Origin of the sequence: Cupriavidus cauae (genome assembly GCF_008632125.1) — a bacterium.
GTDB lineage: Bacteria > Pseudomonadota > Gammaproteobacteria > Burkholderiales > Burkholderiaceae > Cupriavidus > Cupriavidus cauae.
In genome coordinates this window covers 19501-31929 of sequence record NZ_VWRN01000045.1, presented here as the reverse complement: position 1 = coordinate 31929, position 12429 = coordinate 19501, and the positions used below count along the sequence as shown (strand labels likewise).

Sequence of the window (12429 nt, the reverse complement as noted above, 5' to 3'; positions counted from 1 at the left end):
TTACCGCGGAGCGACCGTGGCCTTGATGGCCGCGATCATTTCCTGTGTCAGCTGACCAGCCTCACGCAGATATTGATCGTGATGCTGATCGGCGTTGTCGCGCGCCTTGCCTGCGTCGCGCGCCGCCGAGTCCGAGACGTTGCGGGCGAGGTCGGCATGAATCTGCGCCTCCTCCGCCTTGCCGCGCGTACCGGCAGTCACGGTCTGGCCAATGGCGTTGCCGATACCGCTGGCCGGCGTGCCAAGATGCGACCCCATTTCCACACCCATGCCGTAGCCCAGGGGAGTCTTCAAGCCGATGATGCCGCCGCCAATGCCGCAGGCCATGCTGAAGCCGCCGGTAACAATCCCGGTCACGCCGGTCGCCACCTCGGCCTTCTTGCGTTGGTCCTTCGCATCGATGGCCCGTTGGTAGGCCAGCTTCTGCAGATCCGCCACGTTCTTCTCGAGCGCCGCGTGGCACTCCACGTAGGTGTTGTACAGCTTCCTCATCAAGGCCTGAAATTCGAGGATCATGGCCTGCGTCGACTTTGTCTCGCTGCTGCGGGCCGACGCTTCCGGGACGGTAATCGGCTGCTGCGTCGCGACGCTGGCCGAATTGCTGATGGTGTTCATCGTTGCTGCTCCTGTGAAATCGCTTCCGCGATGTCGGCGGCGACCTGCCGATGCAGCGCCACCGCCCGCTTCTTGATCGGAACGACTGTTGGCACTCAAACGCCGGCCGTTACGGCCTGCAGTGCCACGTCGCGAATCTCGCCGATTGCGTTGGTGATGTTTTCGGTATTGTCGATATGGTCCTGGGTGACCCGTTCGAGCGCGTTCCTGTTTTCCTTGATCTGTCGGCCGATCAGATCGATCAGAAACTGCAGCATCATCGCGTGGATCATCATCCGTTCGATCTCTTCCTTCTTGTTGGCGCCTTCGACGCGAAGCGCATTGACGGTGATCTGCTGTGCCGCCGGCGCGACGACTCGCGCCGTTGCCGATGCCGCCTCCAGCGCGGCCGTGAAGTTGACCGCCGCGCGCACTGTCGCCAGCGTCAGCTGCTTCTTGACCTGGTCGATGAAGGTCGACTGGATGACCTCGGTCGTCAGGCCGCGCATCTGCTTGGCGGCCTGCCACAGCGACTGCTCGACCAGCTTCTGCACGGCCTCATTGGTGAACGACCTGGCGAATGCCTCCGCCAGCTTCTGGCTGCCGCCCGCAACCCGCAGGGAGTTGCGCAGCTGCACGGCGACATCGTCGACCATCGTCTGGGCGATGTTCTTGACCAGCTGCGATGCGGCTTCGGCAGCGTCGCCGCCTTTCTCCATCGCATTGACCAGCGTCACGCCAACCGAACTGATTCGCTTGCCGCCCTGCTCCACGCCGGTGGTCAGCAGTTCGCCGGCTGCCGTGCCGAGGATCGCATTGGCCGCCTTGGCGATCCTCGCCACCGAGACCACGCTTGCCAGGCCGGCCACCACGCTCAGGCCCATTTCCCATTTCGCCAGCTCGTCGATATGGTGTCGAAGCTTGCCGGCAAGCTCCGGGTGAGCCATCTCGATGGTCTGCAGCGTGCATTTGGCCAGCCCGACCAGACCAGCCGCAAGGTCGATGGCCCCCTGGGGTTGCCCGGTGGCGATCTTCAGCGCGCCGGTCACGACCTGCGCGGCGGCCATGGCCCAGTTCAGCACCAGCCCCAGGACCTGCCCCTTGCCGGCCTTCTGCTGCATCTGCTTCTGCTTCTCGGCGGCCTCCTGCTCCTTGCGCTGCTTTTCCTCGATGGCCGCCATTTCTTCCTTGCGCAGGGCAAGGGTGTGGTCGAGGTTGGCCTTCATCATTTCGGCCGTGAAGATCCCGCTCTCGACCTGCAGTTCCATCAGGACCGCCTCGGGATTCAGCGCGCGCCGATAGAAGGCGTGCATCGATTCGGTCGCGCCGCCCAGGTCGCTCAGCGCCAGCTGAACGGCCTTTTCGTCATGCTTCGAGGCCGCCTTCGCGGCACGAAACGCGCCGGACAACACGTCCATGACGCTGCCCCAGGCGCGCTCGGCGGTGCGCCGGTCGACCTCGCGCAGCGCCGGCGGCGGTGGCTTCAGCAGCGAAGCGGCAAAGGCCGCGGCTCGAGCGACCTGGTCAACCTCCTCGGCCTCCTCGACCTCCAACGCCGAAGCCGGCAACATGGCCGGCATGGCAACGCGCGCTGCCGCGCTGCCACGAACCATGCCGGTCCGGCCGGGTCCGCTTGCCTCCCACTGCGTATCGAGGCGATCCTGCCTCTCCCCGCCGGGAACCAGCCCGACGGGCTGTAGTGCATTGGCACCGATCATTGTTTTCCTCCTTCCATTCGCGCGCTCTCTGCGGCCGGCGGGGTTGCCGGCGGCAGGGCCTGAAACGACTGCAGCGACTGCAGCGATTGTTCGGCGAGACCGCGCAGTCCCTGGTATGTGGTCTGCTCCCCGCACCAACCGATCGCGGCCGAATAGGCTTGCGCCGCCTTCTGATACTCGCCGCACAACTGCAGGCTGACCCCGGCCAGGTAGGGTGGCTTCGGTTCCCACATGCGCAATTGCGCGCAGCGCGTGAAGCAATAGATCGCCTCGTCGTGCCGATGCAGCTTCTGCAGGCTCAGCCCCAGCGACAACCAGTAGTCGTAGCCGTGCGGGTCGATCGCCGCCAGCGCAAGGAAGAGCTGCCGCGCACCCTCGTGGTCGTCTGCCTCGTACCGCTGGCAGGCGTACGTGTACAGGACCTCCAGCGCGGCGGCATCGAGCCCGAACAATTCGCGCAGGCTCCCGCCCTCGGCGAAGTAGCGCTCGACGTCCCGCTGCGCCGCGTTCTGCGCGATCGGCTCGATCGGCTCGATCGGCTCTGCCGGCGCCGGATCGCGATCGCCGTCGGCGCGGCCGGCGCCGGCAAGCGGCGCCGCACCGGATGGACTTGCCTGCTTCAACACGCGTTGCACGGTGCTCTCCCCTGGCTGGCTTGCGCGATCAGACCTTGGACGTGATCTGTTCCTTGATGCGCTTGACCATGTCGATCAGCGACGTCAGCAGTTGCTGGACCACTTGCAGCAGGCTCAGCGCAATATTGGTCTGCTGCATGTACTGGCTGTTCATGTCGGTGTACTCGGTCTTCTTGATGTCCAGGCTCCCAATGGCGGTGCGCAACTGGGCGGCCGAGTACTTCTGACTCGCAAATTCCTCGAAGCTCGCGTATTTGCGGGGAAAGACGCCGTCGATCTGCAGGTTGTTGTCCCACATGTAGCGGGCGACGTCGCTCGGCAGCGTGGTGGTCTTGTTCGGATCGGAACCGATGTCCTTGTCGATGGCGATCTGGGTCGCGTTCTTCAGCTTCTCGATCGCGCGCGCCGTTTCGTTGTTCCACTTGTATTCGTCCATGCGCGCGCCGACCTCGAGCCGCTGGTTCTCGATCGCCTGGAACATCAGCGCGAAGCAGGCGGAATCGGTGACCGGCTTGGTATCGTAGTTACGCGGAACGAGCAGCCCGCCGACCAGCGGCGCGGGCTCGGCGGTCGTCAGAGGCATCTCCTTGACAGGCGCGTCGGTCTGCAGCAGCAGTTCCGGATTGGGTCGCGTTTGTATATGTCCAGCCATTTTTCTACTCCAATTCAATATTCAAGATTCAAAACAGGAGGGCCTCGTCATGCAAAACGGCGCACGCGTTTCTTGGGCTTTTCCGCCGTGCTCCCGGCGCGAGGCGGCACCGGAGCGGTTTGTTGTTCCTCCCCGCGCGCACCGAACACCTTTTGCTTGTAGCGCTCGATTTCGCGGCGGTCCTGCGCGGCGCGCAGGTTCATTTCCTTGATCATGGCCTGCAGCTGCTCCATCCGGCCCTGTATGTCGTCGCCGTTGTTTCGGCTCGCATCCAGGAAGGCGGCCAGCGCGGCCAGCTCTTGCGCGGCCTTGGGATCCCTGGTCGCGCGCACCTGCAGATCGTCGATGCGCCGTTCGATCTCGGCCCAGTCGTTCATCTCCTTTTGCAGCGTTGCGCGCAGACGTTCGAGGGTTTCCACGGCCTGCTTCCACAATTGCTCTTCTTCCATCTTGCTTCTCCATTCGAAGCCCGTTGTGATGACTCTACGGATCAAGGCTTCATGAATCTATTGAAAAATCCGGGGTGCTAAAGCATTTGGTTTTCGTTCGGGTATTGCGCCAAGGCGTTTGCGGTCACGGATCATTGCAATGCCATTCGGGCCGCTTCACGCAGCGCTCAAGCGCGCTGCGCCGCCAGCCGGCGCCATACCTTGTCGACCGTGCGCGTGCCCGCCAGACAGAGCTCGCGCATCGCCGTCAATCGGACGAAGGCCTCCGGCGTCTGCGGCGCGCGCAGCTGTGCATCGATGCTTCGGCGCGCGCGCGCCAGTTCGGCGCGCAGCTGCTTGCGCAGCGCGCCGTCGCTGTCCTCGGCCAGGCGGCACTCGATCTCGGTGCCATACAGGGCGGGGGGCGGGGTGTTGGATGAAGTCGGTTCCATCAAAGCTCCAGCGGTAGATGCATCAGCTCGCCCTCGCGCTCGAGGTCGATGCCGTTGCGGTCCAGATGCACGATCACGTGGCCCGCCGGCAGCCGGCTTCCCGTCTTCAGGCGCGTGCCGTTGGCCAGATCGAGAAAGGCCAGCTCGCCGCTGCCGCCGAAGCTGACCACCGGCGCGGGGAAGATGCCGGTCTGGATCGACCGGGTCGGGATGTTCTGGAAGATGACCTTGGGGGCGTCCGGATGCGAGCCCGCGAACGCGTGCGTGACCGCCGACAGGCTGCGCTGTGCGCCTTCATCGAGCACGCCGGTGATCAGGATCAGGTCCTTCTCGCGCGCGACGCTGAGCCGCCCGATCAGGCCCGCGTCGCGCAGCATGCCGATCAGCGTCTTGACGCTGGTGCCGACCGGGTCCTCCACCGACCACCGCTGCAATCCCTGCATCGACGACAGCATCGACACCGCGCGGCGCCAGCGCGCGTCGGCATGGAGGGTGCCCTGGATGACCACCGTGCCGACCGCCGGACCGGGCCGCACCCGCGCCTCGCCGAAGCCGTGCAGATTCAGCACGGCCTGCACGTTGCGCACCAGTTCGTCCTGGCACAGGGTGTCGTCGCGATACGGCTTGCCGTGCTCGCGCAGCCTGTCGACCAGTGCGTTGCGCGCATTCGAATCCAGACAGCTGCCGGCCAGCACCATCATCCCGTCCTGACGGGTGGCAACATCGATGCCCTGCTGCCGCGCCCGCTTGCGCCACTCGGCCAGCCACTCGTCGCGATCGACCACCGCGCTGTCCGGCTGCAGCATCCCGTACGCCCAGATCGCCGCGCCCGCGCTGCCGGACATCAGCAGCACCAGGCCGGCGTACGCCAGGACGGTCGCCACCATGCCGCGTCGCCCGTCTCGCCGGGCCGGTACCTTGCGCTCGGGCAGCGGCCGATCGGCATTCCCGACCAGCAGCGCGAGGCCGCCGATGTCGACGACCTTCTCCAGCGGCAACGGGACGTCCGCCGGCTTCGTCGGCACGCCTTCTATCCATACCGGCACCTCAGTGCGCAGCAGCACGCCCTGCCCGGTGCAATCGAGCACGGCGCGCCCGCCGCCCTCCAGCATGGCGTCAAGGTCGGGATCGGCGCCGCCGATGGTGAATTCGCCCTCGGGCAAGCGCAGCCGGCGTCCGGCCAGCGGCCCGCTGAGGATCTTGATCTGGTATCGGTATTTCATGACCACTTCAGTTGAGGGCGTGCGGTTCGGCCTTGATCAGGAACAGCCGCACGACGCTCAGGTTCTCTCGGGTCTCGTTGCGGAACAGGCCGCCGACCAGCGGCAGGTCGCCCAGCAGCGGAATCTTGCGTTGGCCCTGGCGCTGCTTCTCCTCGACGAAGCCGCCCAGCAGCAGGCTTTGACCCGGCCGCAGGATGGCCTGCGTGGCGATGCCGGAGTTGCGCACCTGGGGCAGCTGCTCGATGTTGTTGGCCGGCGGCTCCTGCCGCCCGTCCTGGATGTCGAGCGTCAGCATTACCTCCTGCTCCCCGTGCATGTCGATCAGACGCGGGGTCACGCGCAGCAGCGAGCCGGCCGCGACCGAGGCCAGCTCGGCGACCTTGTTGCCCTGCAGCTTGGTGTAGAAGGTAATGTTGCGGTCGAGCACCGCCTGCACGTTGTTCAGCGTCACCACCGACGGGCGCGACAGCACCTTGGCCCTGGAGTTCTGCTCCAGCGCATTGATGCGGACGAAGAAGTCGGCGGTGTTGCTCAGCACCGTCGAGAAGGTGCCGTCCGTGGCCGCGGCATTGCCGGCGTTGAAGCTGATGCGCGACTTGCCCAGGCCGACGCTGCCGCCGATATCGAGGCCAAGCTCGCGCATGTCGGCGGCGTCCACGTCGATGATCGCCACCGAGATCTCGATCTGTCGCGGCCGCTGGTCCAGCTGCTTGATCAGCTCCGCGTACAGCGGGATGTTCGCCGCGCGGTCGCGCACGATCACGGCGTTGTTGCGGGCATCCGCCGAGAACGTCGGCTGCGTGCCGGAGACCGGTACCACCTGCCCGCTTTCCGTCGGCGCCGGAATCGCACGGCTGCGCACCATTTCCCGCAGCTCGGTGACCACGCCGGGAATCACGACCTGCTGGTCGCGGTAGGTGTAGGCGCCATCGACCGCCGAGGCATAGCGCAGCGGGAAGACCTGCACGACCTCCTTGTTCTGGGTCTGGTTCAACGTCTTCTCGTCGAGATCCTTGGCCAGCTTGCCGATCCTCTGCACGCAGACCGGGACGCCGAATACCTCGACCGCATTGAAATTGCTGACCGGCCGCACCGAGCAGGTACCACCCTTGAACACGCCGGCCTCGCGCAGGTACTGCGCCAGCTCGCCGGCATCGAGATAGGACGGCGTCAGGACTTCGGTCCTGACCTCGCCGGCCTTGTAGGCGTACAGCACGCGGCCGTCGAAATACCAGGCGAGGTTGTACAGCTGCGCCAGCTGGTCGAGCAGGCGTTCCGGCTGGCGGCCCTCCAGCGTGCCGACGAAAGTGTCGTTGACGTCCGGGCTGACGATCACCGGCACGCCATAGTTGGCGCCCAGGTCGCGCAGCAGCGCGGCGACCTTCATGCCGCGCGAAGACACTGAGAACTCCGGGCCCGACAGGCCCAGCGGGCCCGATGCCGCCCGCGCCTCGACGGCGAATACCAGCGCCGCGGCGAGAAACGTCAGCTTGCCCAGCTGCAATGCATTCATATCAGTCTTCCAATATCCGAACCCGGTCCGGTCGCGGCAGCGCGCGCGCTTTCCGTCAGCCGCCGGACCAGCGCCAGTTGCAGCGCAAGCCGTTCTTCCAGTTGCTTCGCTTCGATATCGTGGTCGTAGCGGTGCCACAGCAGCCACGCCTTGCCATCGCTGGCCAGCGCGTCATCGGCCGCGGCCGGCGTTGCGGCCAACGACAGCGTCGCGTCGTCGAGCCAGCCTTCGGGCGGCTCGGCGCCGAGCTCGAGCAGCAGGCCGATGCACAGTCCCGCCTCGAGGCACCACGCGCTGGCCGGCACACCGCCGACCTCGATCTGCGAGGTCGGTCCATTGGCGGCGAGCACCGCGACGCCTGGACAATCCATCAGCTTGCGCAACCAGGCGCCGGCACCGCGCTGGCCGAAAGTGGACGGTGGGTTCATCGACTCATCATCTGGCACGGAGCGCGACGGCGTGATCCGGTCATGACCTGAAAGCCGTGCGCCGGCGCCGCGCGGCGGCGGCATGCTTGATGGCACCGTCATCAGACCGGTCCCGCGCGTACCGGCTCGGGGGCCGGCAATCGCGTCCAGGTCGACGCCTCGACGGGCGCGTCCGTCGCCATCGCCCGTACCGTGGCAGCGGTCCCGTTTGTTGCCGCGCGCGTCGGCGGCTGCGAGCTGGACGTCAACAGCGCGCCGATCCAGTTCGATACGGTCCGCAGCGTCGCATCGGCCTGCTGGCGTGCCGCGGCGTTGCTGCCGGCCCTCGCCGGACGGCCCGCCTTCGCGCTGCTGCCGTCGCCGGTGCGGCTCGCGATCGTGCCGGCGGCTTGCGCATCGGCCGTGCCGCCGTTGCCGGGGGCATTGGTGCCCGCCGTCGGGGCAGCCGGCAAGGGCATTTGCGCTGTTCCGGGCGTCAGGCCGAGGTGCGCCAGCACCTTGCTGACGTAGCCCTGCGTCTCGGCAAAGGGCGGAATGCGGCGGCCATACCTTTCGACCGCGCCCTCGCCGGCGTTGTAGGCCGCCAGCGCCAGCGTCAGGTCCTCGTCGAAGCGGTTCAGCAGCCAGCGCAGATACTGCGTGCCGGCGCTCAGATTGCTGCGCGGATCGCGCAGATCGGCCGCGCCGAAACGTCGCCCCGTCGCGGGCATTACCTGCATCAGGCCGACCGCGCCTTTCGGCGAGCGCGCCTGCGGCTGGAAATTGGATTCGACCTTGATCACCGCCCTGACAAGATGCGGCGCGACATCGTGCCGGCGCGCGACCTCTTCGATCAGATCGTCGTAGGCCGATGCCAGCCGTGCGTTCGGCGGGGCGAGCGCCAGTTGCGTGTGGCGCGGGCGCGTTGCCCCCCGCGCGGCGGTCACGACTTCCCCCGCCATGCCGCCATCGCGCATCCCCTCGCGCATTCCCTCGCGCATCGCGTCGGGCCGGAAGGCGACGGTGCGCGCGCGCGGTGCCGTGGAAGCCGGCGATCGCGCCTCGGCCGACGCAACCGCGGGGTCGACGGTCGGCGCGATGGCATCGAGACCGAGCACGCGGGCGTTGTCCTGGCCCATGGCGCGTGCCGCATGGCGGGCCAGCGTGCTGAGCGCCAACTGTTCGACATCGGGGCGCCCGTGGACGGCGCGTCCGTCAGCGGGGCCCCAGTGGCCGGAGCGTCCGTCATCGGCGCGTCCGTCATCGGCGCGCCCGTCATCGGCGCGCCCGTCAGCGGCGCCACGCGAACCACGGGAGCCGCGAAGTTGCGCTTGCGGTATTGCGGTCGACGAAGCGGCCCGCTCGCTGTCCACGATGGCCCGGGCCTCCCGCTCTGCGGCGCTCCGCACGCCCCAGATATTGCCGGCCGCGGGGTTCACCGCTTGCGGCACGGCGGGCACCATCGCGGGTGCCGGTGCCGGGGCCGGCACCGGGGCCGGGGCCGGTGCCATGGCCGGCGCTACGGGCGGTGCCACGGCCTGCGCTGCAGCCTGCGCTGCCGATGGCGCGGCGTCGTCGGCGTGTGCGGCGCCTGCCGCCAGGCCGCCGACCAGGGCGATCACCGGGACCGCCGTTATCGTCCTCATCACGAAACGCTCTCCAATGGGGGACCGTCCCTGGCACCGGCCTAGCCATCGGCCGGGCGGCGGGGATCGGGTCGTGGGTTGCGGCCGGAAGCGCCGCGGGGGTGGACGCCGCCGTCGAGGCCTGGCGTGGAGCTGTCGTTGTCGTTGTCGTTGTCGTTGTCGTTGTCGTTGTCGTTGTCGGTGTCGTTGTCGGTGTCGTTGTCGGTGTCGTTGTCGGGGTCCGGGTCCGGGTCCGGGTCCGGGTCCGGGTCGGGGTCGGCGTCGCCGTGGGTGTCGGTGTCGCTGTGGGTGTCCGCGTCGCTGTCGCCTTCCGTGTCCTCGCCGACGTCCAGGTCGTCGTCCGAATCGTCATTCAGCTCGTCATCCACGTCGTCATCGCCGATGCCCTCCTCCGCCTGCCTCATCTCGTTGACCAGGCTGAGGATCTCGGCGACCGGCTCGAACAGCTCGGCGGGAATGTAGTCGCCAACCTCGGTACGCGCATGGAGCCGGCGCGCGACATAGACCTGCTCGACCATCGGCACGCCCGCCTCCTCGGCGATCGCGATCATTTGCAGCGCACGCGCATCGACGCCCTTCTCGATGACCTGGGGCAGCGGCGTCTCGCCGGCCACGAAGTACAGGCAGACCGCGACATGGGTCGGGTTGCGCACCACCGCGGTGGAACGCTTGACGTTGGCCGCCATGCTGCCGCTCTGGATATCGCGATGGATCTCCTTGCGCTTGTGCTTGATATGCGGGTCGCCCTCGGTGTTCTTGAATTCCTTCTGGATCTCGTCGCGGCTCATCATCAGCTGCTTGGTCAGGCTGCGCTTCTGGAACGCCAGATCCGCGATGGCGAACACCACGTAGAACAGCACCAGGATTCCCCACAGCCAGCCGATCAGCACACCGGTGACCCGCAGCCCGCACTCGGCGCCGCACAGCGGCAGGAACTGGAAGGAATAGAGGTAGCGCTTGATCAGCAAATAGAAGGCGATGCTCAGGATCGACACCTTGAGCAGCGACTTGCCGAACTCGAACAGCGAACGCAGCGAGAACAGCTGCTTCGCGTTGGTCAGCGGGTTGATGCGCTCGCCTTTCGGCTTGATGAACTTCGGCGCGAACAGCGGGCCGATCTGCGACATCACCGCGCCCACCGTCGCCAGCACGAGCACGATGGCGACCGGCGCCAGCAGATGCAGCATCAGCGTGCCGGATACCGTCGCCACGCGCCACATCGCCACACGCAACGGCTCGCCGGTGCTGGCGATCGCCACCTCGATGATGTTCTGGAAGGCGTCGACGATGTCCTCGCCGCGCACCCAGAAGTAGCCGAGCAGCACGGCGAGCTGGATGCCGGTGGCGATCTCCACGCTCTTGGCGATCTGGCCTTCCTCGCGCGCATCGCGGATCTTCTTCGGCGTCGGCTGTTCGGTCTTCTCGGTCATCGCATGGTCCCGAGCAGATTGGCCACCACGCCGCCGAACGCATCGAAGCGCTGCTGGAAGGCACCCACCGCGTAGCTCATGCCGATGGCCAGCACGAACAGCGCCAGCGCGCTCTTAATCGGCATCGCGACAAAGAACACGTTCAACTGCTGCGCCGAGCGATTGACCAGGCCGAGCGCGGCATCGATCAGCACCATCACCACCAGCGCGGGCAGCGCGAAGCCGATGCACAGCTCCATCATCAGTTGCCACTGATGGGCGATAAAGCCCGGGAAGCTCGCCGACAGATGCCAGCCGCCGAGCAGCGGCATGCTCTGATACGAGGCATAGAGCGCGGTAAGCATCGCGTTGAAGCCGCCGCCGACCAGAAACAGCACCGCGAGCACCTGCGTGAACAGCACGCCGAACACCGACGACTGCTCTTCCAGCATCGGGTTCAGCACCGAGGCCATCGAGGTGCCGCGCACGGTGTCGATCACGGTGCTGGCCATGTCGATGGCCCAGAAGGGAATGGTTGCGCAGAAGCCCATCACCAGCCCGATGGCGAACTCCTGCATCACACGCAGGGCCAGGGCCGGCAGCGACAGTTCGGACAACTGCGCGGCAAAGGGCGCGGCCTGCGCGAGCTGCATCGGCAGCGCGGGCAGCGCCATCACCAGCACCAGCGCATTGCGGATCAGGCCGCCCCCGAGCGCGCGCGCCGAGAACATCGGCATCAGCACCAGCATGCCAAGGGGGCGCAGCATCGTCAGTGCGAGCGTCGGAACGATATGCTGCCAGCCGTCCACCTATTTCCCCATCACGGAAATCTGCTCGAACGCCATGTTCGTATAGCCGATCAGCGTGGCGCCCATCCAGTGATAGGTCATCACCAGCGTGACGCAGACCGCGATCAGCTTCAGCAGGAACTGGATCGTCTGGTCCTGGACCTGCGTCAGTGCCTGCACCAGGCTGACCAGCACACCGACCACCGACGCCACGACGACCACGGGCAGCGACAGGATCAGCACCAGCCACAGCAGGTTGGACGCCAGCTGCGCAATGATTTCGTTGCTCATAGGTAGGACTGGATCAACTGGCCGAGCAACTTCTCCCAACCGCCGATCATCACGAACACCAGCAGCTTGATCGGCAGCGAGATCGTCACGGGAGACACCATCATCATCCCCATCGCCAGCAGTACATTGGAGACGATCAGGTCGATGGCGACGAAGGGCAGGTAAAGCAGCAGGCCGATCTTGAAGGCCTCCACCAGCTCGCTGACGGTGAAGGCCGGGATCAGCACCACCAGCGAATCGTCCGGAATGCGATTGCGGTAGGGCTCCGGCCACATCTTCTCGCCGATGTCCATGAAGAAGCGGACCTGCTGCGGACTCGCCTTGCCCTTGATGAACTCGCGGTAAGGCTCGAGCACCCGGGTTTCGACCTGGCCGAACAGATCCGGCGCCTCCATCCTGACCGGATTGGCCTTCAGGTTGTCGCTGATCGCCATGCCCACCGGCGCCATGATGAACAGCGTCAGCACCAGCGAGAGCCCGTAGATCGCCATGTTCGGCGGAATCTGCTGGATGCCGAGCGCATTGCGCAGCGTGGACAGCACGATCGAAATTTTCAGGAAGGCCGTGCCCATCACGATGAAGAGCGGCAGCAACGACAGCGCGAACAGCAGCAGGATCAGCTGCAGAGGATGATCGGCAAGCGACATGATCTGGTCCGTGGGTGAGCGATCAT

General features: G+C 66.5%; 14 protein-coding genes. All 14 read right to left on the bottom strand.

Annotated elements, in window-relative coordinates:
* The gene (locus tag F1599_RS16235) at nucleotides 1-615 is read right to left on the bottom strand and encodes a hypothetical protein (RefSeq protein WP_149316166.1); all 615 of its coding nucleotides are present in this window, start codon (nucleotides 613-615) and stop codon (nucleotides 1-3) included.
* A gap of 95 nt (nucleotides 616-710) precedes the next feature.
* Nucleotides 711-2174, bottom strand: a complete 1464-nt coding sequence (sctE, locus tag F1599_RS16230) for a type III secretion system translocon subunit SctE (protein ID WP_187829062.1) — start codon at nucleotides 2172-2174, stop codon at nucleotides 711-713.
* Between the two features lie 134 nt (nucleotides 2175-2308).
* The gene (locus tag F1599_RS16225; protein WP_150083761.1) at nucleotides 2309-2947 is read right to left on the bottom strand and encodes a SycD/LcrH family type III secretion system chaperone; all 639 of its coding nucleotides are present in this window, start codon (nucleotides 2945-2947) and stop codon (nucleotides 2309-2311) included.
* A 28-nt stretch (nucleotides 2948-2975) separates the two neighbouring features.
* Complete coding sequence (locus F1599_RS16220; RefSeq protein ID WP_150083760.1) at nucleotides 2976-3599, bottom strand: hypothetical protein; 624 nt, start codon at nucleotides 3597-3599, stop codon at nucleotides 2976-2978.
* 47 nt (nucleotides 3600-3646) lie between these two features.
* On the bottom strand, nucleotides 3647-4048 hold the full coding sequence (locus F1599_RS16215; RefSeq protein ID WP_149316170.1) for a hypothetical protein: 402 nt from the start codon (nucleotides 4046-4048) through the stop codon (nucleotides 3647-3649).
* Nucleotides 4049-4215: 167 nt separating this feature from the next.
* Nucleotides 4216-4479 (bottom strand): EscE/YscE/SsaE family type III secretion system needle protein co-chaperone, encoded by a 264-nt coding sequence (locus tag F1599_RS16210; protein ID WP_149316171.1) that lies wholly within the window; start codon nucleotides 4477-4479, stop codon nucleotides 4216-4218.
* The gene (gene sctD, locus F1599_RS16205) at nucleotides 4479-5702 is read right to left on the bottom strand and encodes a type III secretion system inner membrane ring subunit SctD (RefSeq protein WP_150083759.1); all 1224 of its coding nucleotides are present in this window, start codon (nucleotides 5700-5702) and stop codon (nucleotides 4479-4481) included. The genes F1599_RS16210 and sctD overlap by 1 nt, the downstream gene beginning before the upstream one ends.
* 7 nt (nucleotides 5703-5709) lie before the next feature.
* Nucleotides 5710-7215 carry an EscC/YscC/HrcC family type III secretion system outer membrane ring protein gene (locus F1599_RS16200; RefSeq protein WP_150083758.1) on the bottom strand — a complete coding sequence of 502 codons (1506 nt, stop codon included), beginning with the start codon at nucleotides 7213-7215 and terminating at the stop codon, nucleotides 5710-5712.
* A complete protein-coding gene (locus F1599_RS16195; protein ID WP_150083757.1) occupies nucleotides 7212-7643 on the bottom strand; it encodes a hypothetical protein in 432 nt (143 codons plus the stop codon). The genes F1599_RS16200 and F1599_RS16195 overlap by 4 nt, the downstream gene beginning before the upstream one ends.
* A 101-nt stretch (nucleotides 7644-7744) precedes the next feature.
* Nucleotides 7745-9268 carry a lytic transglycosylase domain-containing protein gene (locus tag F1599_RS26615; RefSeq protein WP_395896293.1) on the bottom strand — a complete coding sequence of 508 codons (1524 nt, stop codon included), beginning with the start codon at nucleotides 9266-9268 and terminating at the stop codon, nucleotides 7745-7747.
* 41 nt (nucleotides 9269-9309) lie between these two features.
* A complete protein-coding gene (locus tag F1599_RS16185) occupies nucleotides 9310-10698 on the bottom strand; it encodes an EscU/YscU/HrcU family type III secretion system export apparatus switch protein (RefSeq protein WP_150083756.1) in 1389 nt (462 codons plus the stop codon).
* Entirely contained in the window at nucleotides 10695-11486 is a 792-nt protein-coding gene (gene sctT / locus F1599_RS16180; protein ID WP_150083755.1) for a type III secretion system export apparatus subunit SctT, read from the bottom strand. The genes F1599_RS16185 and sctT overlap by 4 nt, the downstream gene beginning before the upstream one ends.
* Nucleotides 11487-11756, bottom strand: a complete 270-nt coding sequence (gene sctS / locus F1599_RS16175; RefSeq protein ID WP_149316177.1) for a type III secretion system export apparatus subunit SctS — start codon at nucleotides 11754-11756, stop codon at nucleotides 11487-11489.
* On the bottom strand, nucleotides 11753-12403 hold the full coding sequence (sctR, locus tag F1599_RS16170; RefSeq protein ID WP_150083754.1) for a type III secretion system export apparatus subunit SctR: 651 nt from the start codon (nucleotides 12401-12403) through the stop codon (nucleotides 11753-11755). Before sctR ends, sctS begins: the two co-directional genes overlap by 4 nt.
* Nucleotides 12404-12429: the final 26 nt, after the last annotated feature.

Bases quoted from the DNA above. Each gene is read 5' to 3' on its own strand.
- F1599_RS26615 (WP_395896293.1), bottom strand. From the start codon at position 9,268: ATGAGGACGATAACGGCGGTCCCGGTGATCGCCCTGGTCGGCGGCCTG.
- F1599_RS16220 (WP_150083760.1), bottom strand. From the start codon at position 3,599: ATGGCTGGACATATACAAACGCGACCCAATCCGGAACTGCTGCTGCAG.
- F1599_RS16235 (WP_149316166.1), bottom strand. From the start codon at position 615: ATGAACACCATCAGCAATTCGGCCAGCGTCGCGACGCAGCAGCCGATT.
- sctE (WP_187829062.1), bottom strand. From the start codon at position 2,174: ATGCCGGCCATGTTGCCGGCTTCGGCGTTGGAGGTCGAGGAGGCCGAG.
- F1599_RS16200 (WP_150083758.1), bottom strand. From the start codon at position 7,215: ATGAATGCATTGCAGCTGGGCAAGCTGACGTTTCTCGCCGCGGCGCTG.
- F1599_RS16210 (WP_149316171.1), bottom strand. From the start codon at position 4,479: ATGGAACCGACTTCATCCAACACCCCGCCCCCCGCCCTGTATGGCACC.
- F1599_RS16215 (WP_149316170.1), bottom strand. From the start codon at position 4,048: ATGGAAGAAGAGCAATTGTGGAAGCAGGCCGTGGAAACCCTCGAACGT.
- sctS (WP_149316177.1), bottom strand. From the start codon at position 11,756: ATGAGCAACGAAATCATTGCGCAGCTGGCGTCCAACCTGCTGTGGCTG.
- F1599_RS16185 (WP_150083756.1), bottom strand. From the start codon at position 10,698: ATGACCGAGAAGACCGAACAGCCGACGCCGAAGAAGATCCGCGATGCG.
- F1599_RS16195 (WP_150083757.1), bottom strand. From the start codon at position 7,643: ATGAACCCACCGTCCACTTTCGGCCAGCGCGGTGCCGGCGCCTGGTTG.
- sctD (WP_150083759.1), bottom strand. From the start codon at position 5,702: ATGAAATACCGATACCAGATCAAGATCCTCAGCGGGCCGCTGGCCGGA.
- sctR (WP_150083754.1), bottom strand. From the start codon at position 12,403: ATGTCGCTTGCCGATCATCCTCTGCAGCTGATCCTGCTGCTGTTCGCG.